Origin of the sequence: Pseudomonas hamedanensis, from assembly GCF_014268595.2 — a bacterium.
Taxonomy (GTDB): domain Bacteria; phylum Pseudomonadota; class Gammaproteobacteria; order Pseudomonadales; family Pseudomonadaceae; genus Aquipseudomonas; species Aquipseudomonas hamedanensis.
The window spans coordinates 762590-789000 of the sequence record NZ_CP077091.1 but is presented as its reverse complement, the minus strand read 5'-3'; the positions used below and the strand labels follow the sequence as shown (position 1 = coordinate 789000).

The 26411-nt window shown below is 61.0% G+C and carries 28 protein-coding genes; 22 read left to right on the top strand and 6 right to left on the bottom strand.

The window, feature by feature from the left end:
• Positions 1–89: 89 nt before the first annotated feature.
• Both HU739_RS03475 and HU739_RS03470 read left to right on the top strand, forming a co-directional pair.
• Positions 90–275 carry a hypothetical protein gene (locus HU739_RS03475; protein WP_016774922.1) on the top strand — a complete coding sequence of 62 codons (186 nt, stop codon included), beginning with the start codon at positions 90–92 and terminating at the stop codon, positions 273–275.
• Positions 276–409: 134 nt separating this feature from the next.
• Entirely contained in the window at positions 410–697 is a 288-nt protein-coding gene (locus HU739_RS03470; RefSeq protein WP_186546360.1) for a hypothetical protein, read from the top strand.
• A 4-nt stretch (positions 698–701) separates the two neighbouring features.
• Here the strand turns inward: HU739_RS03470 and HU739_RS03465 are convergent, their stop codons facing one another.
• Both HU739_RS03465 and HU739_RS03460 read right to left on the bottom strand, forming a co-directional pair.
• Positions 702–932: a hypothetical protein gene (locus tag HU739_RS03465; protein ID WP_186546361.1), complete on the bottom strand. Its 231-nt coding sequence runs from the start codon at positions 930–932 to the stop codon at positions 702–704.
• A 72-nt stretch (positions 933–1004) separates the two neighbouring features.
• Positions 1005–1361, bottom strand: coding sequence for a hypothetical protein (locus tag HU739_RS03460; RefSeq protein ID WP_186546362.1), 357 nt, complete (start codon positions 1359–1361; stop codon positions 1005–1007).
• Positions 1362–1571: 210 nt separating this feature from the next.
• On the opposite strand from HU739_RS03460, the gene HU739_RS03455 reads away from it, so the two are divergent.
• The 5 genes from HU739_RS03455 to ada all read left to right on the top strand — a co-directional run bounded on the left by HU739_RS03455 (position 1572) and on the right by ada (position 4703).
• Positions 1572–1874, top strand: a complete 303-nt coding sequence (locus HU739_RS03455; protein WP_007912251.1) for a DUF1883 domain-containing protein — start codon at positions 1572–1574, stop codon at positions 1872–1874.
• Positions 1875–1902: 28 nt separating this feature from the next.
• Positions 1903–2073, top strand: a complete 171-nt coding sequence (locus tag HU739_RS03450; RefSeq protein ID WP_186546363.1) for a hypothetical protein — start codon at positions 1903–1905, stop codon at positions 2071–2073.
• Positions 2074–2167: 94 nt separating this feature from the next.
• Positions 2168–2878, top strand: coding sequence for a 2OG-Fe(II) oxygenase (locus HU739_RS03445; protein WP_186546364.1), 711 nt, complete (start codon positions 2168–2170; stop codon positions 2876–2878).
• Between the two features lie 5 nt (positions 2879–2883).
• Positions 2884–3549: a DNA oxidative demethylase AlkB gene (alkB, locus tag HU739_RS03440; RefSeq protein WP_186546692.1), complete on the top strand. Its 666-nt coding sequence runs from the start codon at positions 2884–2886 to the stop codon at positions 3547–3549.
• An 86-nt stretch (positions 3550–3635) separates the two neighbouring features.
• Positions 3636–4703, top strand: a complete 1068-nt coding sequence (gene ada / locus HU739_RS03435) for a bifunctional DNA-binding transcriptional regulator/O6-methylguanine-DNA methyltransferase Ada (protein WP_186546365.1) — start codon at positions 3636–3638, stop codon at positions 4701–4703.
• Here ada and acuI read toward each other — a convergent pair.
• The gene (gene acuI, locus HU739_RS03430) at positions 4693–5676 is read right to left on the bottom strand and encodes an acrylyl-CoA reductase (NADPH) (protein WP_186546366.1); all 984 of its coding nucleotides are present in this window, start codon (positions 5674–5676) and stop codon (positions 4693–4695) included. The genes ada and acuI overlap by 11 nt on opposite strands.
• Positions 5677–5852: 176 nt before the next feature.
• Here acuI and HU739_RS03425 point away from each other — a divergent pair, with 176 nt between their 5' ends.
• The 8 genes from HU739_RS03425 to HU739_RS03390 all read left to right on the top strand — a co-directional run bounded on the left by HU739_RS03425 (position 5853) and on the right by HU739_RS03390 (position 13887).
• A complete protein-coding gene (locus HU739_RS03425; RefSeq protein ID WP_186546367.1) occupies positions 5853–8294 on the top strand; it encodes an autotransporter in 2442 nt (813 codons plus the stop codon).
• 106 nt (positions 8295–8400) lie between these two features.
• A complete protein-coding gene (locus tag HU739_RS03420) occupies positions 8401–9465 on the top strand; it encodes an NAD(P)H-dependent flavin oxidoreductase (RefSeq protein WP_186546368.1) in 1065 nt (354 codons plus the stop codon).
• A gap of 165 nt (positions 9466–9630) precedes the next feature.
• The gene (gene modA, locus HU739_RS03415) at positions 9631–10380 is read left to right on the top strand and encodes a molybdate ABC transporter substrate-binding protein (protein ID WP_407681944.1); all 750 of its coding nucleotides are present in this window, start codon (positions 9631–9633) and stop codon (positions 10378–10380) included.
• Complete coding sequence (gene modB, locus HU739_RS03410; RefSeq protein ID WP_186546370.1) at positions 10380–11060, top strand: molybdate ABC transporter permease subunit; 681 nt, start codon at positions 10380–10382, stop codon at positions 11058–11060. The genes modA and modB overlap by 1 nt, the downstream gene beginning before the upstream one ends.
• A 3-nt stretch (positions 11061–11063) precedes the next feature.
• Complete coding sequence (gene modC / locus HU739_RS03405) at positions 11064–12143, top strand: molybdenum ABC transporter ATP-binding protein (protein WP_186546371.1); 1080 nt, start codon at positions 11064–11066, stop codon at positions 12141–12143.
• A 68-nt stretch (positions 12144–12211) separates the two neighbouring features.
• On the top strand, positions 12212–13249 hold the full coding sequence (locus HU739_RS03400; protein WP_186546372.1) for a DNA topoisomerase IB: 1038 nt from the start codon (positions 12212–12214) through the stop codon (positions 13247–13249).
• Between the two features lie 87 nt (positions 13250–13336).
• A complete protein-coding gene (locus HU739_RS03395; protein ID WP_186546373.1) occupies positions 13337–13579 on the top strand; it encodes a hypothetical protein in 243 nt (80 codons plus the stop codon).
• Between the two features lie 77 nt (positions 13580–13656).
• The gene (locus HU739_RS03390) at positions 13657–13887 is read left to right on the top strand and encodes a hypothetical protein (protein WP_186546374.1); all 231 of its coding nucleotides are present in this window, start codon (positions 13657–13659) and stop codon (positions 13885–13887) included.
• Here HU739_RS03390 and HU739_RS03385 read toward each other — a convergent pair.
• Positions 13880–15061, bottom strand: a complete 1182-nt coding sequence (locus HU739_RS03385) for a XylR family transcriptional regulator (RefSeq protein ID WP_186546375.1) — start codon at positions 15059–15061, stop codon at positions 13880–13882. The two genes, HU739_RS03390 and HU739_RS03385, sit on opposite strands and share 8 nt — an antisense overlap.
• A 166-nt stretch (positions 15062–15227) precedes the next feature.
• Between HU739_RS03385 and xylA the strand changes: the two genes are divergently transcribed.
• The 4 genes from xylA to HU739_RS03365 all read left to right on the top strand — a co-directional run bounded on the left by xylA (position 15228) and on the right by HU739_RS03365 (position 20532).
• A complete protein-coding gene (gene xylA, locus HU739_RS03380; protein WP_186546376.1) occupies positions 15228–16544 on the top strand; it encodes a xylose isomerase in 1317 nt (438 codons plus the stop codon).
• Between the two features lie 134 nt (positions 16545–16678).
• Positions 16679–17680, top strand: a complete 1002-nt coding sequence (xylF, locus tag HU739_RS03375; RefSeq protein WP_186546377.1) for a D-xylose ABC transporter substrate-binding protein — start codon at positions 16679–16681, stop codon at positions 17678–17680.
• 158 nt (positions 17681–17838) lie between these two features.
• The gene (gene xylG, locus HU739_RS03370) at positions 17839–19395 is read left to right on the top strand and encodes a D-xylose ABC transporter ATP-binding protein (RefSeq protein WP_186546378.1); all 1557 of its coding nucleotides are present in this window, start codon (positions 17839–17841) and stop codon (positions 19393–19395) included.
• Complete coding sequence (locus tag HU739_RS03365; protein WP_186546379.1) at positions 19396–20532, top strand: sugar ABC transporter permease; 1137 nt, start codon at positions 19396–19398, stop codon at positions 20530–20532. It begins immediately after the preceding gene.
• A gap of 18 nt (positions 20533–20550) precedes the next feature.
• Here the strand turns inward: HU739_RS03365 and HU739_RS03360 are convergent, their stop codons facing one another.
• Entirely contained in the window at positions 20551–21297 is a 747-nt protein-coding gene (locus tag HU739_RS03360) for a gamma-glutamyl-gamma-aminobutyrate hydrolase family protein (RefSeq protein ID WP_186546380.1), read from the bottom strand.
• A 1408-nt stretch (positions 21298–22705) separates the two neighbouring features.
• Here HU739_RS03360 and HU739_RS03355 point away from each other — a divergent pair.
• Both HU739_RS03355 and HU739_RS03350 read left to right on the top strand, forming a co-directional pair.
• Positions 22706–23536, top strand: a complete 831-nt coding sequence (locus HU739_RS03355; RefSeq protein WP_186546381.1) for an SRPBCC family protein — start codon at positions 22706–22708, stop codon at positions 23534–23536.
• On the top strand, positions 23536–24705 hold the full coding sequence (locus HU739_RS03350) for a zinc-dependent alcohol dehydrogenase (RefSeq protein ID WP_186546382.1): 1170 nt from the start codon (positions 23536–23538) through the stop codon (positions 24703–24705). The genes HU739_RS03355 and HU739_RS03350 overlap by 1 nt, the downstream gene beginning before the upstream one ends.
• A 56-nt stretch (positions 24706–24761) precedes the next feature.
• On the opposite strand, the gene HU739_RS03345 is transcribed toward HU739_RS03350, so the two are convergent.
• Entirely contained in the window at positions 24762–25163 is a 402-nt protein-coding gene (locus tag HU739_RS03345) for a hypothetical protein (protein ID WP_225922799.1), read from the bottom strand.
• Positions 25164–25479: 316 nt separating this feature from the next.
• On the opposite strand from HU739_RS03345, the gene cyoA reads away from it, so the two are divergent.
• Positions 25480–26409, top strand: a complete 930-nt coding sequence (gene cyoA / locus HU739_RS03340; RefSeq protein ID WP_186546383.1) for a ubiquinol oxidase subunit II — start codon at positions 25480–25482, stop codon at positions 26407–26409.
• Positions 26410–26411: the final 2 nt, after the last annotated feature.

Sequence of the window (26411 nt, the reverse complement as noted above, 5' to 3'; positions counted from 1 at the left end):
AAACGGCACTACCATACGCTTTTCAGACCCGGATGCGAGCAATTGCCGGTATCATGGCGGCTTTTGAACCAGCGAACGAGACAGACTAGATGGCCGCGGTAAAAATCATCAACGGGTATGTGATCGACAAGAAAGACGGCAAATGGACGCTGACCACCACCAACGGCGAACACATCGCCGGGCCGTTCGACAGCGAACAGATGGCGACAGACGTGGCATCGGTGTTCACAGACACTCCGGCATCGTCAAAACGCCGTGGCAAGGATCAAGACTGATCGGCGCCAGGAAACGCAGAGCCCTGCCATGCGCAGGGCTTTTTTGTGCCTGCATACAAACAAGTGGCAAAACGCTATAACCTTTTCACCGCGGCGCTGTCAGAGCGTCTAGTCCCCCTCGCTGAAGACCTGATATGACCAAGAAAACGTTGCTGCCCCTTTTTGCACTTCTGCTGGTCGGCGGTTGTGCCACCTCGCAACCCACCTACCTTAAAAACGGCGAACAGGGCCTGAGCATCGATTGCTCCGGCGAAGCCAACTCCTGGGCGATGTGCTACGAAAAAGCCGATGCTTCTTGCGCCGGCACCGGCTATCGCATCGTCGGCACCGATGGCACGCCTGCGCCAGCGGAAAGCGACAAGACCCTCGGCGTCGATGTCGGCAATTACAAGAATCGTTCGGTCGTCGTGGTCTGCAAATAACGGCTTACATGTGAATTTCGGCGAACTTGATGCCCAGACCGCGCACGACGTCGATAAGATCGTCGAGCCGGTTGAAAGATTCGACTTCGTCGTTCTCGTCGACCAGAAAGTAACTGCGCCCGGCGCTCTTCTTGAAAAACACGATCCACTCCCCAGGATTCGCCGGGTTCTGGATGACATGGGTGGCAGAAATAAGGCCTTCTGCGTGGCGCTCCCGCACGTGCTCTCGCTTCATCGCGACTCCCGGAATGAAAATGCCGTCACAGCGTGACTGTGACGGCATTCGATACTGATGACTGATAGTCTATCAGCCGGAAATGCAGGCGTTTGCGGCTTTCTGCACATCATGCGGGCGAACCGGCACGTTGGACATGCGCTCATGCAGCTTGATACTGCTGCCGCCGGAGCGGTCCTCGATATCAAACACAGCCGCCGGGCCTGAAGACAGCTTGCCGGGGACGATCACACGCACGCCTTCCTTGTGCGGCTGCAACTGCAGCGCGCCGCGGCTGTCGGCGAGCTTATCGGACAGGCACTGCGCGTATTCAAGGGGCTTCTTTCCGGAGATCACGCTCATGGTCGGCAGTGTTTCATTGATTTCGGCAACATTCGCACAACCGGCCAGAGCCAGAATCCACGGCACACACACCACACCCCACTTCATACCTAACCTCCGTTAAAGACCGTCCGACAGCACAAATGCCGTTTTTATCCGGAGCCTTTTGCATTTAACCCGCATCCAATCGCGAATATCTGTTCAAAATTGTCAAAGCGACGCCCGACGGCCAGATAATAACCCGTGCGGGCTGATAAACTGCGCTCATTGACAAGCTATCGTTTTGATTTTGTAGAAAAAGCCCTTCTGGAGGCGCCCATGAAATTTATTCACCAGCGCGAACACCTTAACGAAGACGACATCGTCGTCATCCAATGCTCGCAAATGTGCAACATCCGTCTGATGAACGACGCCAACTTCCGCAGCTTCAAGAATGGCGGCCGTCACACTTACCACGGTGGCGCCTTCGACACGTTTCCGGCGCGCATCACTGCGCCCAGCACCGGCTTCTGGAACATCACGATCGACACCGTCAATCGCCGCGCAATCAGCGTGACGCGCAAGCCGACGCTGACTCACTCGATCAAGATCATCCGTCGCTCCAGCACTAAACTGAGCTGAAACACGTAGCCTATTCTGAAAGGAAACCATGACCGTGGCGCAAAAAACCAAATACGTCATCAAGTACAAGCTCGACGGTGAACGGCGTTTCGAGTTCGCCGAGCTTGAGACCGGCACCGATGAGGAAGCGAAAGCGGCGCTGAAAAAGCTGCACACCGACGAAGAAGTCACTGACATCAAAGTCAGCAAAGCGCTGTAAGTCGTCTTGTCATAGAGTTCGACCGCAAGTGGCGGAGTGTTCCGCCGCCAAGGCCTGCCTAGACTGCTCCCTCGATGATCATCAAGGAGTCGGCATGACACTGTCACCTTCCCGGCTGGATGCACTCGACTGGGCAAGCCTGGAGCAGCAACTGGATCAGCACGGCTGCGCGATCATCCGCTCATTGCTACGGACCGAAACCTGCGAGCGCTTGAGTGCTCTGTATCCGCAGACCGAGCCGTTTCGTTCGCAGGTCATCATGGCGCGCCACGGATTCGGTCGCGGCGAATACAAATATTTCAGCTATCCCCTTCCTGCCCCGGTCGAACGTCTGCGCACAGCGCTGTACCCGCGACTGGTGCCGCTGGCTAACCGTTGGTACGAGCGGATGGGTCTGGCGCAGCGTTTCCCAGCGACTCATGCCGAATTTATCCAGCGCTGCCATGCTGCCGGCCAACAGCGCCCTACCCCATTGTTATTGCAATATGGCCCGCAGGATTACAATTGCCTGCACCAGGATCTCTACGGCGAGCAGGTGTTCCCGCTGCAAGTGGCGCTGCTTCTGTCGCAACCGGGGCGGGACTTCACGGGCGGCGAGTTCGTGTTGACCGAACAGCGCCCGCGCATGCAATCGCGCCCGCAGGTGCTGGATTTACAGAAAGGTGACGCGGTGATTTTTGCCGTCAATCAACGGCCGGTCAAAGGTGTGCGGGGCGACTATCGGGTGACCATGCGTCACGGCGTCAGTCGCCTGCACAGTGGCAATCGGCATACTCTAGGCATCATTTTCCACGATGCGTCATGAGCGCCATGCAACCGAATCCTTTTGATCTGTTCAGCGATCACGAACCCGTACAGCAACCGCGTAACGAGCAGATCGGCGAGCAATCGTGGGTGCTGCGCGGTTTCGCCTTGCCCCGCATCGAATCGTTGCTGACGCAGCTGGCGGCTATTCTCGCCGCAGCCCCGTTGCGGCACATGGTTACGCCGGGGGGCTTCAGCATGTCGGTCGGCACCAGCAGTTGCGGCGCGCTGGGCTGGATAACCGATCGCAGCGGCTATCGCTACACCCGTGTCGATCCTCTCAGCGGGTTACCCTGGCCGCCGATGCCGACGGTGTTTGCCGAATTGGCGCATGCCGCCGCCGAGCGGGCCGGTTTTGCTGATTTCCACGCTGATTCCTGCCTGATCAATCGCTATGTCCCCGGTGCCAAGATGTCGTTGCATCAGGACAAAGACGAAAAGGCCTACGCCGCGCCGATCGTTTCGCTGTCGCTGGGATTGCCGGCGATGTTCCTGTTCGGCGGTTTCGCACGCAGTGACAAGAGCCAGCGCATCCCCCTGCTGCACGGCGATATGGTGGTCTGGGGCGGCGTCGATCGCCTGCGTTTTCATGGGGTGCTGCCGATCAGACACGGCCGGCACCCGCAACTTGGCGAACAACGAATCAATCTGACGTTCCGCCTTGCCGGATAAGCGCAAGAATTTGAGCGCAAGGCCCGGAGTGTTGCGATCATCAAGGCTGGTTAACCTGAGTCAAACAGGCCAACGGATGTCCTCTCATGAAAACGCAGTCCTACACTCTCGACACCGAAGCTGATCCACGCTGGGCCGCTGTGGTGGCGCGGGACCCGCAGGCGGACGGGCAATTTGTCTACGCCGTGAAAACCACCGGCATCTACTGCCGCCCGAGCAGCCTTGCACGGCTGCCGAAGCCAAAGAATGTCGAATTTTTCGACACGGCCGAACAGGCAGAAGCCGCCGGTTATCGTCCGAGCAGGCGCGCCAGCAAGGACCACAGTGAAGTCGCCGCGCAACGTGCCGCCACCGTGGCGATCGCCTGTCGTCGTATCGAGTCCGCCGAGACGTTGCCGTCGCTCAATGAACTGGCCGCGGCAGCCGGGTTGAGCCCGTTTCATTTTCACCGGGTGTTCAAGGCGGCTACAGGGCTGACGCCCAGAGGCTACTTTGCTGCCCATCGCTCGCGCCGGGTGCGTGAGCGTCTGGCGGGCGGTGGTTCGATTACCGATGCTCTTTATGAGGCGGGCTTCAATTCCAATAGTCGCTTCTATGAATCGGCCGATCGGTTGCTGGGGATGAAGCCGGCTGAGTACCGCTCGGCCGGGCACAACAATGACATTCGTTTCGCTGTCGGCCAATGCTCACTCGGCGCGCTGTTGGTGGCGCAAAGCGCGCGCGGCATTTGTGCGATTCTGCTGGGCGACGACCCGCATCAGCTGGTGTGCGATCTGCAGGATCAGTTTCGCCAGGCCAACCTGATCGGCGCCGACACCGACTTCGAACAGCTGATCGCCAAGGTCGTCGGGTTTGTCGAAGCGCCGGCGATTGGCCTCGATCTGCCGCTGGACGTCAGAGGCACTGCGTTTCAGGAACGCGTATGGCAGGCGCTGCGGGAGATTCCGAGCGGCAGCACCGCCAGTTACGCCGAAATTGCCCAACGCATCGGCGCACCGACATCAATGCGCGCCGTGGCGCAGGCCTGCGGCGCCAACAAGCTCGCGGTGGCGATTCCCTGCCACCGCGTGGTGCGCAGCGATGGCAACCTGTCCGGCTATCGCTGGGGCGTCGAGCGCAAACGCCAGTTACTCGACCGTGAACTCAGCGATTGACGTCGACCACCACGCGTCCGCGAAGCTGGCCGGCCAGCAACTGCGGTGCGGCGTCGAGGGCTTCGCTCAAGCTGATCTCGCGGCTGATCAGCGCCAACAGAGCAACGTCGAGGTCTGTCGCCAGGCGATCCCACGCTTGTAGGCGACGCGCCTTGGGCTGAGTGACGCTGTTGATGCCAGCCAGCGTCACCCCGCGCAAAATGAACGGCGCCACTGAGGCGGGAAAGTCCATGCCCTGGGCCAGACCGCACGCCGCCACGGTGCCCTCCGAACGCGTGCTGGCGCAGGCATTGGCCAACGTGTGACTGCCGACCGAATCGATGACCCCGGCCCAGCGCTCCTTGGCCAGCGGCTTGCCCGGCGCGGACAGAGTGGCACGATCAATAATTTCAGCGGCGCCCAGTTGCTTGAGGTATTCATGCTCCGACACACGACCGGTAGACGCCACGACCCGATAACCCAGCTTGCTCAACAGCGCGATGGCAAAACTGCCGACACCGCCGTTGGCGCCGGTCACCAGCACCTCCCCCCGGTCCGGCGTCACGCCATTGCGCTCCAGCGCCAGAATACACAGCATGGCCGTGTATCCCGCGGTGCCGATGGCCATGGCTTGTGCCGGGGTAAACGCCTCGGGCAACGCAATCAGCCAGTCGCCGTTGAGCCGTGCCTTCTGCGCCAGACCGCCCCAATGTTGTTCGCCGACGCCCCAGCCGTTGAGCAACACTTGATCGCCCGGTTTGTAGTCCGGGTGCGAACTGGCTTCGACGGTGCCTGCAAGGTCGATCCCCGGCACCATCGGAAACTTGCGCACCACCGGGCTGCTGCCGGTGATTGCCAGGCCATCCTTGAAGTTCAGCGTGCTGTACGCAACCTGCACGGTCACATCGCCCTCGGGCAATTGCGCGTCATTGAGTTGCTGCAGGCTGGCGCGATAACCGCTGTCGTCTTTATCGATCACTATGGCGTTGAACATGACGGCCTCTCGTTGCTGTTGTGAAGATAGCGTGCCTTCAAATACCACATCGCAACACGTTGCCACACTCGACTTTGCGCCAATCGGGGTATCCGCCGGGCGTTTCCATCGCGGGCGACTATGCTTTTTCGACGGCTGTCATCCCTTCAAAAACAGCCCTGTCGATGGAGCTGACAATGTCTTGCCCGCGCGTGTTACTGATGCTGTTGATGCTCTGCACACTGGTGTTCGGCAACGCTTGGGCGGCGCCCGCAGCCAGCAAAAAAACCGCCGTGGCGGACGAGCCGACATGGCCGCAAGTCATCACCAGCGGCACGGCCAAACTCACCGTTTACCAACCTCAACTGGACAGCTGGGATGGCTACACACTCAACGGACGCGCAGCGGTGGAAGCGACGAGCGCCGACGGCCAATCTACCTATGGCATCGTGCAGTTCAGCGCACACACCCTGGTCGACAAGGCCACCCGCTGGGTCGCGCTGGATCAATACCAGGTCACCAAGGCCGACTTTCCCGCCGACGCCGCGCAGGCAGATATCTGGATAGCGGCCCTGCAAAAAGATGCCAGCAACCGCAAAAAAACCATTTCTCTCGACCAGCTCGAAGCGGCCGTCAGCGTGCTCTCAGCGGAACACCGGGCAGACAGCGCGCCGCTGGAAAACACGCCACCGAGCATTCTCACCTCCGAGGTGCCCGCCCTGCTCGTCTACATCGATGGCGATCCGGCGTATCGAGCGGTCGACGGCACCGCGCTGCAACGGGTCATCAATACCCGCCCGCTGTTACTCAAAGACGCGCAGGGTCGACACTATCTGCATGTCTTCGATGGCTGGATGGTGGCCGAGCGATTCGATGGCGATTATCAGCGCCTCGCGGCACCGCCTGCGGAGCTTGAAAAGGCCAGGCAAGCGGCGATCAAGAGCCGCCAGGTCGACCTGTTGACCGGGCAGAGCGACCCGCAGGACACAGTGCCGAGCCTGGCCAAACCGCCGCAGCCAAAGATTTTCATCGCCACCACGCCCACCGAACTGATCGTTATGGACGGCGCCGCGCAGTGGTTGCCGATTCAAGGCACAAGCCTGCTCTACGTCAGCAACACCACTGGCCACATCTTCAAGGAAATCGGCGATCAGAACAGCTACGTGCTGATCTCCGGGCGCTGGTTTCGCGCCAGTGACATGAACGGCCCGTGGACGTTTGTCCCGGCCGACAAATTACCCGCCGACTTCGCCGCCATTCCCGACGACAGCGCAAAAGAAAACGTCAAGGCCTCGGTCGCGGGCACACCGCAGGCGCAAGAAGCGGCCATCGCGGCGACGATTGCGCAAACCTCAGTCATCAAAAAAAGCGCGGTGAACATGACCGCGCCGCAGTTCGATGGCGAACCGCAGCTCAAAGCCATCAGCCCTACATCGCTGCAATACGTGATCAACAGTGCGACACCAATCATCAGGGTCGACAACAACAGCTGGTACGCCGTGGAAAACGGCATCTGGTTCACCGCCACGACACTCAACGGACCGTGGGCGGTCGCAGGGTCGATACCGGCGGTGATCTATTCGATTCCCCCCAGCTCGCCGATGCATTACCTCACCTACGTCAAGGTCTACCAATCGAGCGGCGATACGGTGGTGGTCGGCTATACACCGGGTTACCAGGGTTCGAACGTTGACCCAACCACAGGTGTAGTGGTGTATGGCACCGGTTATCCCTACACACCTTGGGTCGGAAGCGTCTGGTACGGGCCACCGGTGACTTACGGTTTTGGCGTCGCGATTCGCTACACCCCCTGGACCGGATGGACGTTCGGTTTCGGCTTCGGCTGGAGCTGGGGCGGCAGCACCGTGGCGATGGGCTGGGGCTGGGGCGCTTATCCATGGTGGGGCAATTACGGTTGGGGCTACGCCTGGGGGCCACGCTTGTATCCGGCGCCGCTGGCCTGGGGCGGCGCGGCCTATGGTTATCGCGGCGGCGCCATCGCCTGGGGCCCCGGCGGCTGGGCGGGTACTACCGGCAATCTCTATCATCAATGGGGTGATCGGGCGACGGTCAGTCGCTATGGCGCCGGTTACAACGCCTGGACGGGGAATCGCTGGGCCGGGCAAGTGGGGTCTTCCTACAACTCGCGCACCGGTGTCGCGGCGGCCGGTCAACGCGCCGCCGTGCACAATGTCTATACCGGCAATTACGCGGCGGGTCGCAGCGGCGTCGCCGTCGGACCGAAAGGCGCGGCGATTGCCGGCGAGCGTGTCACCGTCGGCAACGTGCGCAACGGCACCCAGGTCACGGCCAACCGCGGCGCGGTGTACAACCCCAATACCGGCAACAGCACGCAATATGCCGGCGTACGCGGACGCAACAGCGGCGCCGCACGGGTCAACGACAATGTGTATGCGGGGCACGACGGCAACGTGTACAAGAAGACCGACAATGGCTGGCAAGCGATGCCCAAGGGCGGTGCCGCACGGCCGGCGCCAATCAATAACAACGCGCAATTGCAAAACCTCAACCGGGAATCCGCCGCACGCCATTTGGGCAACCAGCGCACCCAGAATGTCCATCGCTCTTCGCAAGTCATGAATCGCTCTTTCGGCGGCGGCGGAGCACACCGGCGCTGAAAAGCTGCACAAGATGTTCTTAATTTCGAACTGGCTGAACATCGGGTTTTGCTGTTAAAAAACCGGCTCAGCCGTTCCTGCCCGTTCCGTCGTTCGGAGAACCCCCATGAGCCAATGGCCAGACACCCGTCTTATTGATCTGCTCGGCATTGAGTTGCCAATCATTCAAGGCCCGATGGCCGGGGCGACGAACTCATCCATGGTGATTGCCGTGTGCAATGCCGGTGGACTCGGTTCAATGCCGGCAGCGATGCTGAGCATCGAGCAATTGCGCGACGAACTGAAAACTATTCGTCAGCACACAAGCAAACCGTTCAACGTCAACTTTTTTTGCCACCAGCCTCCGGCGGCCGACGAGCAACGCGCCCGCGACTGGAAAAACCTGCTGGAGCCTTATTACCGCGAACTGGGCGTCGACTTCGACGCGCCCACCCCGGTGTCCAACCGCGCGCCGTTCGATGCTGCCGCCTGCGAAGTGCTGGAAGCGTTTCGGCCTGAAGTGGTGAGTTTCCACTTCGGCTTGCCTGAAAAGTCGTTACTGGATCGGGTCAAAGCCACCGGCGCAAAAATTCTCTCGTCCGCCACCACGGTGGATGAAGCCGTGTGGCTGGAGCAGAACGGCTGCGACGCGATCATCGCCATGGGCTATGAGGCGGGCGGTCACCGCGGGATGTTCCTCAGCGAGGATTTGAGCAGCCAGGTCGGTACGTTTGCCCTGGTGCCACAAGTGGTCGACGCTGTGCGCGTGCCGGTCATCGCTGCTGGCGCGATCGCCGACCCGCGCGGTGTCGCGGCGGCATTCATGCTCGGCGCGGCCGGGGTGCAAGTTGGCACCGCGTATCTGTTTACGCCCGAAGCGAAAGTCAGCGCCGCCCATCACCGCGCGTTGCGCACCGCCAAAGAGAGCGAGACGGCAATCACCAATCTTTTCACCGGACGACCGGCGCGGGGCATTCTCAATCGCGTCATGCGGGAACTCGGGCCGATGTCGGACAAGGCGCCGGCATTCCCCCTGGCCGGTGGCGCACTGATGCCGCTGCGGGCAAAAAACGAAGAGCAGTTCGCCAATCTCTGGGCGGGCCAGGCGTTCACGCTGGGCAAAGAGCTGGGTTGCGCGGAACTGACGCGACAACTCGCTGAAGAAGGCCTCGTCAGGCTGCAACGGCATTGAGCAGCAACCGGGCGAGAGCAGAGCGTTATTGTCCGGTTGAATATCAGCACTTCCTGTTGCCCGGCGTTCCGCTATATATTTCACTACATAGCGCTTTCGCCAATGTTGTCGACACGGCTGTTCTTTTGGACACCGGCCCGGCATATGCCAACACGGAGCTGTTCAATGATTCTGCGTGCCTGCCTCGCTTCTTTGCTTTCGATGTTTACCGTCGCTGCCGTCCAGGCTGACGAAGTGCAAGTGGCGGTCGCCGCTAATTTCACCGCGCCGATTCAGGCCATCGCCGCCGATTTTGAAAAAGACACCGGACACAGACTGATCGCCGCCTACGGCGCGACCGGGCAGTTCTATACGCAGATCAAAAACGGCGCGCCGTTTGAAGTGTTTCTGGCGGCCGACGACAGCACCCCGCAGAAGCTTGAGGCAGAAGGCGAAACCGTCAAAGGCTCGCGTTTCACCTACGCCATCGGAACCCTCGCCCTGTGGTCGGCCAAAGCAGGCTATGTCGACGCCAAGGGCGAAGTGCTGGCGAAGAACCAGTTTCAGCACCTGGCCATCGCCAACCCGAAAACCGCGCCCTACGGCCTCGCCGCCACCCAGGTTCTGGACAAGCTGAAGCTGACTGAGGCAACCCGCGCGAAAATCGTTGAAGGCCAGAACATCACCCAGGCCTACCAGTTCGTTTCGACGGGCAATGCCGAACTGGGCTTCGTCGCCCTCTCGCAGATCTACAAGGACGGCAAAGTCAGCAGCGGCTCGGCCTGGATCGTCCCTGCCGACCTCCACCAGCCAATCCGGCAAGACGCCGTGATACTCAACAAAGGCAAGGACAATCCCGCCGCCAAGGCGCTGGTTGATTACCTCAAAGGCGCAAAAGCCACGGCACTGATTCAGTCCTTCGGCTACCAGCGCTGATGTCGCTGACGAGCGCGGATTTCGCCGCAATCTGGCTGACCCTGAAGCTGGCATCGCTGACCACGGTCATCCTGCTGCTGATCGGCACGCCGATTGCGCTGTGGCTGGCGCGGACCCGCTCATGGTTGCGCGGCCCGGTCGGCGCAATCGTCGCGCTGCCGCTGGTGCTGCCGCCGACGGTCATCGGTTTCTATCTGCTGGTGCTGATGGGCCCCCATGGCGCGCTCGGCCAGTTCACCCAGTGGCTCGGCCTTGGCACCCTGACGTTCAGCTTCACCGGGCTGGTGATCGGTTCGGTGATCTATTCCATGCCGTTCGTGGTGCAGCCCTTGCAGAACGCGTTTTCAGCAATCGGCGATCGCCCGCTGGAAGTGGCTGCCACTTTACGGGCCGGGCCTTGGGACACTTTTTTCAGCGTGATCCTGCCGCTGGCACGCCCGGGGTTTATCACCGCGGCGATCCTCGGTTTTGCTCACACCGTCGGAGAGTTTGGTGTAGTGCTGATGATCGGCGGCAACATCCCCGACAAGACCCGCGTGGTCTCGGTGCAAATCTACGACCACGTCGAAGCGATGGAATACGCTCAGGCCCATTGGCTGGCAGGCGCGATGCTGGTGTTTTCGTTTGTGGTGTTGCTGGCGCTGTACTCCAGCCGCAAAACCCGCATGGGCTGGAGCTGATTGATGATCGATGTACGTCTGAACCTGGTCTGGCCGGATTTCAATCTGGACGTCGATCTGCATTTGCCGGGACGGGGGGTGACGGCCTTGTACGGTCACTCGGGTTCCGGCAAAACCACCTGCCTGCGCTGCATTGCCGGGCTTGAACGCGCCGCCCACGGACTGATCCGGGTCAATGACCAAGTCTGGCAGGACAGCGCCAAGGGTATTTTCGTCGCGCCGCACAAGCGTGCGCTTGGCTACGTCTTTCAGGAAGCCAGTCTGTTTGCGCATCTGTCAGTGCGGGCCAATCTGCAATTCGGCCTCAAGCGTATCGCCCCTGCGGAACGCCGCGTCGACCTGGCGCAAGCCAGCGAACTGCTGGGCATCGGCCATTTGCTGGAGCGTCATCCGCAGCATTTGTCCGGCGGCGAACGCCAGCGCGTGGGCATCGCTCGCGCGCTGCTGACCAGTCCCGAATTGCTGTTGATGGACGAGCCGCTGGCCGCACTCGACAGCCAGCGCAAACGGGAAATCCTGCCGTACCTGCAACGCCTGCACGATGAATTGGACATTCCGGTGCTGTACGTCAGCCATGCTCAGGATGAAGTCGCGCGACTGGCCGATCATCTGGTGCTGCTCAGCGCCGGCAAGGCTCTGGCCAGTGGCCCGATCGGTGAAACGCTGGCGCGGCTGGATTTGCCCATGGCGATGGGCGATGACGCCGGCGTCATTATTGAAGGCCAGGTCAGCGCCTATGACGCCGACTACCAACTGCTGAGCCTGCAATTGCCCGCCACCGCGATGCACATCCGCGTCACCCACGCACCGCTGGCGCTGGGCCAGGCCTTGCGCTGCAAGGTGCATGCGCGGGACGTCAGCCTGTCCCTGGACAACGCTGAGTCGAGCAGCATTCTCAATCGGCTGCCAGTCACGGTGGTCAGTGAACAGGCGGCGGACAACAGCGCGCACGTGCTGATTCGACTGGACGCCGGCGGCACGCCGCTGCTGGCGCGCATCACGCGTTTTTCCCGGGACCACTTGGGCGTGCACCCGGGGCAGGCGCTTTGGGCGCAAATCAAGGCGGTTGCGGTGCTGGCCTGAATCCGTTGGCACGACGGCCATGGCGTGCGGTCAATCGCTTTATTGATCTGCCGCCAAGGAAACCTGCCATGTCCGATACCGAGCTGACCGTTGCACTGCCAGCCGACCTGCATTACGTCGACGACACCCAGCCCGGCATCACGCGTAAGAAGCTGCGAGGCAAATTCTGTTATTTCGACCCGTCCGGTCAACGCATCAGCGATCCCGAGGAAATCAAACGCATCAACGCCCTCGCCGTGCCGCCGGCGTACACCGACGTGTGGATCTGCGCCGATCCGTGCGGGCATTTGCAAGCCACCGGCCGCGATGCCCGCGGGCGCAAACAGTACCGCTATCACCCGCGTTGGCGCGAAGTGCGCGATGCCGACAAATATTCGCGCCTGCGCGAGTTCGGCATGGCTTTGCCGAAACTGCGCAAACAGCTGGAAACCTTGCTCGCCGCGCCCGGTTTCAGCCGCGACAAAGTCATGGCCACGGTGATTCTGCTGCTCGATGCGACATTGATCCGCGTCGGCAACACGCAATACGCGCGCGACAACCGCTCCTACGGCCTGACCACCCTGCGCAGCCGCCACGTCGAGGTCAACGGCAGCGCGATCCTGTTCCAGTTTCGCGGCAAAAGCGGCATCGAACATCAGATCACCGTCAAGGACCGGCGCCTGGCGCGGGTGATCAAGCGGTGCCTTGAGATTCCAGGGCAGAACCTGTTTCAGTATCTGGATGAAAACGGCGAGCGCCACACCGTGACCTCGTCCGACGTCAACGCCTACCTGAAAACCCTCACCGGTGCCGATTTCACCGCCAAGGATTACCGCACCTGGGCAGGCAGTGCGTTGGCATTGGCGACATTGCGCGAGATCCGCCACGAATCGGACAGCGAAGCCAAGCGCCACGTGGTAGACATGGTGAAGAGTGTCGCCAAACAACTGGGAAACACGCCGGCGGTGTGCCGCAAATGCTACATCCATCCGGCCGTGGTCGAGCATTTCATGCGCGGCGCCCTCGCTGAACTGCCACGGCCACGTACGCGCAAAGGCCTGCGTGAAGAGGAAGTGGCGCTGGCGATGTTTCTGGAGCGAATGAGCGAGATGGCGCAAGCCTCCTGAGAAGGCATACGCGCAAGTTGTCTATTTTTTGCACAATCGCCATAGGCTTCTATAGTTGATGTGACACGAATCAACTGCGGTGACGCCATGGAAGACCCCTTCATCGTGAAGCGTTGCAACAAGATCGTCATTCATGGACGCCGCGCCGGGGAGCGCCCGCAGCCACCGGCCGAAGCCACGGCCTGGTTCCGTATCTGCGATGCGCGTACCAACGGTTTCATCGGTGACGGCTACGACGATCAGCTCGATGCGCAACGCGAATGCCAGCGACTCAACGCAGCCAGTTCTGTGTCAGCGGCCCACCGTCACCGGGCGGAGGCCGGCGATTAGCGGGTCTATACTGAAATCAGCTGTGACTCGCCGGCCTTTGGCTATCACTCACTGCTGTTCTTGAATGGAGGTGTTCCATGTCCGAAAAAGAGTCCATCACCACCCTCCTCACCCTGCTTGACGCCCGCCAGGCGCGCCTCGCCGCCGCTTGCAAGGAGATCGCCGACTGGGTCGATCACCAAGGCGGCCACCCCACCGCCCTGCGCATCCGCGACCGCCTGAACGATATCGAAAAAGACACGCCGCTGATCCGCAACACGCTGTCGTCGCTCAAGCCCGTCGACCGGCCGCTGCCACGTTTCAGATAGGCCGCTCGCCCTGCTGGTATTCACGCGGCGTGCAGCCAAATTCGCGGCGAAACACAGTATGCAGGTATTGCGCGGATTTGAAGCCGCAACTGCGCGCGATGTCGGCAATGGCCGCGCCGGTATGGTTCAGGCCAGTGGCCGCGGCTGCCAGTTTGAAGCGCAGGATCTCGTCGTGCACGCTGCAACCACGGACCTTGCGAAAATGCGCTTCCAGGGATGAGCGCGAAATGCCGACATACCCGGCCACTTGCGCCGTCTTGATGCCCTGACACGCGTACTGACGAATGAACAGCAGCGCTTGCATCACATACGGATTGCCCAACGGCTGATGCAGGCTCGACGTCTGCACATTGATCGCGTCCGGCGGGATGAGGATCTGTGTCCCCGTGGACGGCATACCGTGCAGCATCTGATGGAGCAGATGCGCAGCGGTGCGGCCCATGGTCTCGGTGCCCTGAATCACTGAACTCAACGGTACCCGGGTCAAACTGCGGGTCAGCGGATCGTTATCGATGCCGATCAACGCGACTTGCTCGGGCACTGCGATGCCGGCGGTCAGGCAAGCCTGGAGCAACTGCCGCGCCCGGGCGTCACTGACGGCGATAATCCCCACCGGCTTGGGCAGGCTTTGCAGCCAGGCGATCTGTTGTTCGACGGCGCTGTCCCACAGCGGCGCGCTGGTGCCCATGCCGCGATAGATCTCAACCTCCAGGCCGTCGCGCTGCATCAAGCGGCGAAAGGCTTTTTCGCGCTCCTGCGCCCAGCGGTTGGCTTGCGCCTCGGGCAGGCTGAAGCAGGCAAATCGCGTCAGCCCTGCCTCGATCAAATGCTCGTAGGCCATTTTCATCAAGGCATCGTTGTCGGTCGCAACGTAGGGAATGCCCTTGGGGTACGCCCGCGCATCCTGATAAGAGCCGCCCACTGCGACCACCGGCCTGTTGATACCAGCCAGTGCTTCGCCGATCAGCGGATCGTCGAAGTCGGCAATGATCCCGTCGCCCTGCCAGCGCTCGATGCCTTTGAGGCGACAAAGAAAATCCTCCTCGAGAAACAGATCCCAGGACGCGCGCGTGCTGCTCAGGTAGTTGCCGATGCCGCTGATGATGCCCCGGTCGTAGATCTTGCTGCCGTTGAACAACAGGGCGATGCGGTGCACGGGCGGGACGGTTTTCATGGGTCGGATCCGGGCGTTCGATGCCGAGGCGATCGACACAGACTAGGCCCGCGCGCGGCGAAGCTCAATAGTCAAAATCGCACACCCGGTTGGTGATTTTCATAATCAGCACGCCCTGCGCCGTTGCTAGTATCGAGGCACACCAAGAACAACAAAGGACCGCCCCATGTCGTTTTTCCCCGATGTCGACAAGATCCGCTACGAGGGCCCCGCCAGCGAATCCGCCCTCGCCTTCCGCCACTATGACGCCGATAAAATCGTCCTCGGCAAACCGATGCGCGAGCACCTGCGCATGGCGGTCTGCTACTGGCACACGTTCGTCTGGCCGGGCTCCGACGTATTCGGCGCCGGTACGTTCAAGCGTCCCTGGCAGCGCAGTGGTGATCCCATGGAATTGGCGATCGGCAAGGCCGAGGCGGCGTTCGAATTCTTCAGCAAACTGGGCATCGATTATTACTGCTTCCACGACACCGACGTCGCCCCCGAAGGCAACTCCCTGCGCGAGTACCGCCATAACTTCGCGCAGATGGTCGATCACCTTGAGCGTCATCAAGAGCAGTCGGGTATCAACCTGCTGTGGGGCACCGCCAACTGCTTCAGCAATCCGCGCTTCGCCGCTGGCGCCGCGAGCAATCCCGACCCGCAGATTTTCGCCTGCGCCGCCGCCCAGGTGTTCAGCGCAATGAACGCGACACAGCGCCTCAAGGGTTCGAACTACGTGCTCTGGGGCGGTCGCGAAGGCTATGAAACGTTGCTCAATACCGACCTCAAACGCGAGCGCGAACAACTCGGGCGCTTCATGCGCATGGTGGTCGAGCACAAGCACAAGATCGGCTTCAAGGGCGACCTGCTGATCGAACCGAAACCGCAGGAGCCAACCAAGCATCAGTACGATTACGACACCGCCACGGTGTTCGGCTTTCTCCAGCAGTTCGGTCTGGAAAACGAAATCAAGGTCAACATCGAAGCCAACCACGCAACGCTCGCCGGGCACAGCTTCCACCACGAAATCGCCACGGCGACCTCACTGGGCATCTTCGGCAGCATCGACGCCAACCGCGGCGACCCACAGAACGGCTGGGACACCGACCAGTTCCCCAACAGCGTCGAGGAAATGACCTTGGCCACCTATGAAATCCTCAAGGCCGGAGGTTTCACCCATGGCGGCTTCAACTTCGATTCCAAGGTGCGCCGCCAGAGTCTCGACGACATCGACCTGTTCCACGGCCACGTTGCCGCCATGGACGTGCTCGCCCTGGCGCTGGAACGCGCCGCTGCGATGGTCCAGGACGACCGCCTGCAAAAATTCAAGGATCAGCGCTACGCCGGCTGGCAACAACCGTTAGGGCAGGCGGTGCTGGCCGGTGAATTCAGTCTTGAATCACTGGCCGAACACGCCTTCAGCAACGAGCTCAACCCACACGCCGTCAGCGGCCGCCAGGAGATGCTCGAGAACGTCGTCAACCGGTTCATTTATTCCTGAGCACGACGCGGGTCGCGGTGACATTTCCATGACAATTCTGTCGCCGCGAACCTCGATCAACGTTCTACAGTTTCTGGCGCACCATGCGCCTCGTCAGGCAGTGTCTTCCAACAACAATAAAAGGACGCACCACCATGAACAAAGCCAAACGTACCTTGCTCGCCGGCGCCCTCGCCCTGCTCTCGTTACCCGTCATGGCCGACTCGGCCAACCCGAAAATCGGTTTTTCCATCGATGACCTGCGCCTCGAACGCTGGTCGCGCGACCGCGATTATTTCGTCGCGGCGGCGGAAAAAATGAACGCCAAGGTCTTTGTGCAATCGGCCGATGCCAACGAGCAGAAGCAGATTTCACAAATCGAAAACCTGATTTCCCGTGGCGTCGACGTGATCGTCATCGTTCCATTCAATGCCACCGTGCTGACCAATGCGGTCGCCGAGGCGAAGAAGGCCGGGATCAAAGTGGTGTCGTATGACCGCTTGATTCTTAACGCCGATGTCGACGCCTACATTTCATTCGATAACGAAAAAGTCGGCGAGATGCAGGCCGGCGGTGTGCTCAAGGCTGCGCCGAAGGGCAATTACTTCCTGCTGGGTGGCGCACCGACCGACAACAACGCGAAAATCCTGCGTGAAGGCCAGATGAAAGTGCTGCAACCGGCGATCGACAAGGGCGACATCAAGATCGTCGGCCAGCAGTGGGTCAAGGAATGGAACCCGACCGAGGCGCTGAGCATCGTCGAAAACGCACTGACCCGTAACAACAACAAGATCGATGGCATCGTCGCCTCCAACGACGCCACCGCCGGCGGCGCCATCCAGGCCCTGGCCGCGCAGAAGCTGGCCGGCAAGGTGCCGATCTCCGGCCAGGACGCCGACCTTGCCGCCGTCAAGCGAGTCATCGACGGCACGCAGACCATGACCGTCTACAAGCCACTGAAACTGATCGCCTCCGAAGCCGCCAAACTGTCGGTGCAACTGGCGCGCAACGAAAAACCGACCTATAGCTCGCAGTACGACAATGGCAGCAAAAAAGTCGACACCATCCTGCTCACGCCCACCGCGCTGACCAAGGACAACATCGACCTGCTCGAACAGGACGGCTTCTACACCAAGGCACAGATCGCCGGGAAGTGATCAGACCTTAACGTTCTGATCATGCACAACCTGGTGGGAGCGGGCTTGCTCGCGAAGGCGGCGTGTCAGTCAGCAAAGCAGTGTCTGGACTGACGTTATCGCGAGCAGGCTCGCTCCCACAGGTCCAGTGTCCGAGTCTTGGTCTGTGAGCCTCTCCCATGTCCGACTATCTGCTGCAAATGAACGGCATCGTCAAATCCTTCGGCGGTGTCAAAGCCCTCAATGGCATTGATATCAAGGTCAGGCCCGGTGAATGCGTGGGCCTGTGCGGCGAGAATGGCGCCGGCAAGTCAACGTTGATGAAGGTGCTGTCGGCGGTCTATCCCTACGGCACCTGGGACGGTGAAATCCTCTGGGATGGCCAGCCGCTGCGCGCGCAGTCGATCGGCGAAACGGAAGCGGCCGGCATCGTCATCATCCATCAGGAACTGACCCTGGTGCCCGACCTGTCCGTGGCCGAAAACATTTTCATGGGCCATGAACTGACCTTGCCCGGCGGGCGCATGAATTACCCGGCGATGATCCACCGCGCCGAAGCCCTGATGCGCGAGCTGAAAGTGCCGGACATGAACGTCTCGCTGCCGGTTTCGCAGTACGGCGGGGGTTACCAGCAACTGGTGGAAATCGCCAAGGCCTTGAACAAACAGGCGCGCCTGTTGATTCTCGACGAGCCCTCCTCTGCCCTGACCCGCTCGGAAATCGAGGTGCTGCTCGACATCATCCGTGACCTCAAGGCCAAGGGCGTCGCCTGTGTTTACATCTCGCACAAGCTCGATGAAGTGGCTGCGGTGTGCGACACCATTGCGGTGATTCGCGACGGTCGGCACATTGCGACGACGGCCATGGCCGACATGGACATTGCGCAGATCATCACGCAAATGGTCGGACGCGAAATGGCCAACCTCTACCCCACCGAACCGCACGAGGTCGGCGAGGTCATTTTCGAGGCACGCCACGTCACCTGCTATGACGTCGACAGCCCGAAGCGCAAACGCGTCGACGACGTGTCGTTCGTTCTCAGGCGTGGCGAAATACTCGGCATTGCCGGCCTGGTCGGTGCCGGGCGTACAGAGCTGGTGTCCGCGCTGTTCGGCGCCTATCCGGGGCGCTACGAAGCGCAGGTGTGGCTGGACGGCCAGTGCATCGACACGCGCACGCCGCTCAAAGCGATCCGCGCCGGCCTGTGCATGGTCCCCGAGGACCGCAAGCGCCAAGGCATCATTCCGGATCTGGGCGTCGGGCAGAACATCACCCTGGCGGTTCTCGACAGCTATTCGAAACTGACACGCATCGACGCCGAAGCCGAACTGGGCAGCATCGAGCGGGAAATCTCGCGCCTGCACTTGAAAACCGCCAGCCCGTTTCTGCCGATCACCAGCCTCTCGGGCGGCAACCAGCAAAAAGCCGTGCTGGCGAAGATGCTGCTGACCAAACCGAAGGTGCTGATTCTCGACGAGCCGACCCGTGGCGTCGACGTCGGCGCCAAGTACGAAATCTACAAGCTCATGGGCGCGCTGGCTGCCGAAGGGGTGGCGATCATCATGGTGTCGTCGGAACTGGCCGAAGTGCTCGGGGTGTCCGACCGCGTGCTGGTGATCGGCGATGGCCGCCTGCGCGGCGACTTCATCAACCAGCAATTGACCCAGGAACAGGTGCTCGCCGCCGCGCTCAGCCAACCCGATGGGCATCACCATAATGATCGGAAGTCCGCGTAGATGAATCAGGTCAAACAACTGTTCACCCGCTACAAAATGCTCGCGCTGGTCATCGCCGTGGCGCTGATCTGGCTGTTCTTCAGTTGGCAGACCGAGGGTGGTTTCCTCACCCCGCGCAACCTCTCCAACCTGCTGCGGCAAATGTCGATCACCGGGATTCTCGCCTGCGGCATGGTGCTGGTGATCATCAGCGGCGAGATCGATTTGTCGGTCGGCTCGCTGCTGGGTTTGCTCGGCGGGCTGGCGGCGATTCTGGACGTTGTCTACCACATTCCGTTGCTGGCCAACCTCAGTCTGGTCGCGCTGTGTGGCTTGATGATCGGCCTGGCCAACGGCTACATGACCGCCTATCTGCGCATCCCTTCGTTCATCGTCGGCCTGGGTGGCATGCTGGCGTTTCGCGGCATCTTGCTGGGGATTACCGGCGGCACGACCATCGCCCCGGTGTCGCCGGAACTGGTGTATGTCGGCCAGGGTTATCTGCCGCACGCGGTGGGCAGCGGATTGGGCATTGTGCTGTTCGCACTGACGCTGTTCCTGACCTGGAAGCAACGCCGCAACCGCGCGCTGCATGGATTGGCCGCGCATTCACGGGTGCGGGATGGACTGCGGGTGGTGCTGATCGGCGCGGTAATCACCGGGTTCGTCGTGACCCTCAACAGCTACGACGGGATTCCGGTGCCGGTGTTGCTGCTGTTGGTGCTGCTCGGTGTGTTCAGCTACGTCACCAGCCAGACCGTGTTCGGCCGTCGGGTGTATTCGGTGGGTAGCAATATGGAGGCGACGCGCCTGTCGGGCATCAATGTGCAGGCAGTGAAATTATGGATTTTCGGCATCATGGGGGTGATGTGTGCGTTGGCCGGGATGGTCAATACCGCGCGCCTTGCGGCGGGCTCGCCGTCGGCGGGCAGCATGGGCGAACTCGACGCCATTGCCGCGTGCTTTATCGGCGGCACCTCGATGCGCGGCGGATCGGGCACGGTGTACGGCGCCCTGCTCGGGGCACTGGTGATCACTAGCCTCGACAACGGTATGTCGATGCTCGATGTCGACAGTTACTGGCAGATGATCGTCAAGGGCAGCATCCTGGTGCTCGCCGTGTGGGTGGATGTCAGCACCCGCACCGCCCGCCGCTGAGCGTTGCCGCGCCGCCCGCTAGCGTGACTGCGCGCGCTGGCGGCAGGCCTCGCCGAAGGCATGGAAAATCACCCGGTAATCGGCATTGTCCATCACGTGCCATTCCGGGTGCCATTGCACCGCCAGGGCGAAGCCCTTGCTGCCGTCCACCGACAGCGCTTCAATCAAGCCGTCCTCGGCGATCGCCTCGATACGCAGGCCTTCGGCGACTTGCCCGATGCCTTGTCCGTGCACTGAATTGACTTTGATCACCCCGTTCAGGCCCAGCCGCGACAGCACACCGCCCGGCTGCACGGTCACGTCGTGAGTGCGAGCGTATTGTTCCTCGATTGATTCGTCGCTGGGCGGTTCGTGTTCCGGCCCCGGTTCGTCGAGTTGCTGATCAAGCGTTCCGCCGAACGCCACGTTCAGTTCCTGCAACCCCCGGCACAGGCCGAGCACCGGCAAACCGGCGTCAACGGCGGCGCGCCATAACGGCAGCGCCAATTGATCGCGCGCCGGATCGTGCTCGGTACCCGGCGGGTTCGGGCGGCCACCATAGTGATGCGGTTCGATGTTCGACGGCGCGCCGGTGAACAGCAGACCGTCGAGGCTGGCGATGATCTGCGCCGGGTCGAGCAAGTCAGGAAACATCGGCAGAATCAGCGGCAACCCCTTCGCCGCCGTGGCCACCGCCTGCGAATTCTTGTCGTCATTCATTTGCACGGCGTGCGGACCGATCTGCGAGGAACAGGCCGTGACCCCGATGATGGGCAGACGAGACATATGAACACCCCCGTTGTGCTGTTATCAGTGCTTTGTCCCTATGTGGATTGCGCTGCGAGCCGGTGCGTTCATTTAGTTTCGACCGCAGCCGATCCCACCTGCGGGAACGGGCTCGCTCGCGAAAGCGCCGGGTCAGTCAACACTTCACCAACTGCCAGATCGCCTTCGCGAGCAAGCCCGCTCCCACATGGATTTTCGCCGCACACACAACCTGCTGACACCACAAAAACACCTGTAGGAGTGAGCCTGCTCGCGAAAGCGCCGGGTCAGTCAGCACTTCTCCAACTGACAGATCGCCTTCGCGAGCAAGCCCGCTCCTACATGGATTGCCGCTGCACACACAACCTCCTGACACCACAAATACACCTGTAGGAGTGAGCCTGCTCGCGAAAGCGCCGGGTCAGTCAACACTTCACCCACTGACAGATTGCCTTCGCGAGCAAGCCCGCTCCCACATGGATTGCCGCCGTACACGCAACCTGCTGACACCACAAAAACACCTGTAGGAGTGAGCCTGCTCGCGAAAGCGCCGGGTCAGTCAGCACTTCACCAACTGCCAGATTACCTTCGCGAGCAAGCCCGCTCCCACATGGATTGCCGCCGCACACACAACCTGCACCACAAAAACACCTGTGGGAGTGAGCCTGCTCGCGAAAGCGCCGGGTCAGTCAACACTTCACCCACTGACAGATCGCCTTCGCGAGCAAGCCCGCTTCCCACATGGATTCCTGCTACACACACAACCTGCTGACACCACAAAAACACCTGTGGGAGCGGGCTTGCTCGCGAAAGCGCCGGGTCAGTCAACACTGCTCCAACTGACAGAACGCCTTCGCGAGCAAGCCCGCACCCACATGGATTGCCGCCGTACACACACCCTGCTGACACCACAAAAACACCTGTGGGAGCGGGCTTGCTCGCGAAAGCGCCGGGTCAGTCGCCACTTCTCCAACTGACAGATCGCCTTCGCGAGCAAGCTCGCTCCCACATGGATTTTCGCCGCACACACAACCTGCTGACACCACAAAAGCACCTGTAGGAGTGAGCCTGCTCGCGAAAGCGCCGGGTCTGTCAGCACTTCTCCAACTGCCAGATTGCATTCGCGAGCAAGCCCGCTCCCACATGGACTCCCGCCGCACACACAACCTCCTGACACTATAAAAAACTGTAGGAGTGAGCTTGCTCGCGAAAGCGCCGGGTCAGTCAACACTTCTCCAACTGAAAGATTGCCTTCGCGAGCAAGCTCGCTCCCACATGGTTTTTCGCTGTTCACAGGATCTGCTGACTCTCACGGAGTTTCTGGATCCAGCCACTGGCAAACGACCTCTCATCCCGTCGCGCACGAATACAGTTGAACCTCAAACGGCGGCGTTTTTTCTATCGCTAACACACCGATGGAGATTGCAACATGACTGACCATCCGCTGATAGCGACTCACTCCCGAAACGACAGCCAGCAGCGCGGGGCGATGACCGGCGCCGAGCGTGCGTTGTCGCTGACGGCCGGGGCCGCGTTGTTGACGCATGGCTGGCGCAAGGGTGGCCTGGCCGGTGCTCTGGAGATCGTGGCCGGGGCGTATGGCGTGTGGCGCGGCGTTGCCGGCCATTGCCGCTTGAAACAGGCGCTGACGCCCACGCCGTTCGAGCAGCAGTTCAGCCGCGAGCGCCACTGGCCGATCAGCGAAGCCGTCACCCGCAGCGTGACCATCATGCGACCGCTGGACGAAGTCTGGGACTTTATCGCCCGTGTCGACAATATCGGCCCGCTGCTGCGCTGGGTCGACAGCGTCGAGCAACTGACGCCCGACACCACGCGCTGGACGGTCCGCGCGCCCGCCGGGCGACGCCTGCACTGGACGCTGGTCCGTCAGCCTGCCGAAAACGAAAACTCACTGCATTGGCAGACCTCGGCCGAGTCGCGCTGGCAGCACGATATCTCGGTATCGCTCACGCCTGCGCCGGCCGGTCGCGGCACCGAAGTCAAAGCCGTGATCGCCTGCAAACCGGCGATGGGCAAACTCGGCTACGGTCTCGCCCGGGCCATCAGCCTGTTCAGCGACAAGGCCTTGCTCAACGGCCTGCAAGCGATAAAACAGCAAATGGAAACCGGCGAAGTCAGCAACAACCGACTGCGCCCCGAAGGCGACGATGATTTCTTTTATGTCCACGGCGAAAGCACGGACACCGCCGGCCAGCAATCGGTCAAGACCGGCGTGGTGATTGAAGGAGGGATTCACTGATGCGCGCACTTACCTGGCAAGCCCCCAACCGTTTGCAAGTCGACAACGTGGCCGATCCGGCGATCCTCAACCCGCGCGATGCAATCATCCGCGTGACACTGTCGTCGGTGTGCGGTTCCGATCTGCACTTGCTCGGCGGTTACGTTCCGGCGATGAAGCCGGGCGATATCATCGGTCATGAGTTCATGGGCGAGATCGTCGAAGTCGGGCCCGGCGTCAACGGCCTGCGCAAGGGTGACAAGGTCATCACCATTTCGATCATCGGCTGCGGGCATTGCGAACACTGCCAGCGCAGCGATTTTTCCTGCTGCGACAACTCCAATCCCAACCCCTCGGCCACCGACCTCGCCTACGGCCAACCGTGCTGCGGCATCATCGGCTACAGCCATGCCTTCGGCGGTTATCCGGGCAGCCATGCCACCTACGTGCGCGTGCCGTACGCCGACACCAACCTGTTCAAAGTGCCTGAAGGCGTACGCGACGAACAGGCGCTGTTCGTTTCCGACGCCGCGCCAACCGGCTATTTCGCCGCCGACAACGCCGGGATCCAGCCGGGCGACACGGTGGCGGTGTGGGGCTGCGGCGGGGTCGGGCTGATGGCGATCTGCAGCGCCTATCTGCTCGGTGCAGAACGGGTGATTGCGATCGATCGCTACCCGGACCGCCTGCGTCTGGCTGAAGAACGCGGCAAGGCGATCACCATCAACTACGAACGCACCAACGTCCACGAAGCCCTGTTGGAACTGACCGGCGGACGCGGGCCGGATCGTTGCATCGATTGCGTCGGCATGGAGGCCCACGGCACCGAGATCGATTACGCCTACGACAAAACCAAGCAGATGCTGCGCCTGCACACCGAGCGCGGCACGGTGCTGCGTCAGGCCATTCGCGCCTGTCGCAAGGGCGGCACGGTGTCGGTGGTCGGTGTGTACGGCGGCCTGCTCGACAAATTCCCGATGGGCGCGATTGTCAACAAGGCCCTGACGCTCAAGTCCGGGCAGCAGCCAGGGCAACGCTACGCGCCGACCTTGTTCGAACACATCCAGAAAGGCGAACTCGACCCCTCGTGGTTGCTTACCCACCCCATGAGCCTGGAGGATGGCGCGCAGGGCTATCAAATGTTCAAGGACAAGACCGACCAGTGCCTGCGGGCCGTATTCAAACCGTGATGAGTACAGCGCCACTGACGCCGGCAGGCGTTGCCGGCAGCAGTGGCGTTGCCAACCTAGTCGTCCGCGTGATTATGCGCATCGGCGCACGGCAACCGGCCTGACTCGCCACCGGCAATTCGCTCCGCCTGGTCGGTACCGCGCTTGAGCGCGTCTTCAACGGTCCATTCGATGCCCGGCAGTTTTTTGATTCGCTCGTGGGCGCATTCACCGGTCGCGGTGTAGACGCTGATGAACATTTCAATGTCGCCATCGTCCGCCTCCCGTGTCCGCACTTCGATGTGACAGCCGTTTTCGACTTCTTGCGTATGGCACTTTTCGTCCTTTTCCGTCGCCTTCCATTTCCTGTAGGTTTCGCCGCGTATGAACATGTCGTACTCCTGAAGTGAATCCGCTCTCTTCAAAGACCCACCCTCTCGCTGGATGATTCCCGGTTTGCCGAGAGGCATTTTCAGCATAACTCGCTAGTTCCTCTCCGCCGTTTCGCTAGTTCAACCGTTCGTCAGTTTGCGAAACATTTTGTCAAACCAATGCCTGAGCGCTTATTCAAAAATTTCGAGGCCCAGGCGAGCTCAACTACTACTCGTTAGTCAGCCCCACGGTAATAAACCGGTACAGAAACAGTGTTTTCTGTCCACGGGAAACTGTTGCCGAAAGAATAGAGCGGGCCCACTTCGCTTCGTTTACCAAACAAGCGAAGCGCTATTACCCAAGTAATAAACGCGCGTCGCCGTTACGACGTTAAAAGGATCGATACTTAGAACAGGAGCCTATATGAAGCGAACAATCAGCTATTGCCTGGTCTATCTCGCTACCAGCGTTCTGCTCGCCGGTTGCAATCTGATCGTGTTCAATCCCAAGGGCCAGGTTGCCCGGGACGAGCGCGACCTCATCATTCTCGCAACGGGCCTCATGCTGCTGGTAGTGATACCGGTGATTGTCATGATGTTCGTGTTTGCCTACCGTTACCGCGCCACCAACAAGAAGGCCAAGTACTCGCCGCGCTGGGCCAGCTCGCACAAGATCGAGGCAGTGGTCTGGGGCGTGCCGTTCCTGATCATTTGCGTGCTGGGCTGGGTGACGTGGGAAACCACCCACTCGCTGGACCCTTATCGACCGCTGGATTCGGACACGCCACCGCTCAACGTGCAGGTCGTGGCGACTGACTGGAAATGGTTGTTCATCTACCCCGACCTGGGCATCGCTTCGGTCAATGAACTGGCGCTGCCGGTCAATACACCGGTGAGTTTTACCGTGACGTCAGATGCGGCGATGACTTCGTTTTTCATCCCGGCGCTGGGTGGCCAGATCTATGCGATGGCGGGCATGCAGACCAAGTTGCATTTGATTGCCAACGAAACCGGCCAGTTTCGCGGAATTGCCGCCAACTATAACGGCCATGGTTTTTCCGACATGCACTTCAGTACGTTGTCGCTCACTGGCGCGGATTACGAAGCGTGGGTCAACAAAGTCAAAAGCGCGCCACAAAAACTTGATCACGCCAGTTATGCGCAGTTGGCCAAACCTTCCGTCGCCCACCGGATTACTTATTACTCGGCCGTTCAGGAGCGGCTGTTTCTGGACATCGTCGACAAGTATGAAGGCATGAACAAGGCACCCCGTGCCAAAGACACTCAGGTGCAACGTAACAGCGATGACACGCGCGCCGATCAACAACCGAGTCTGCTGGCCGAGGAGCGTTAATA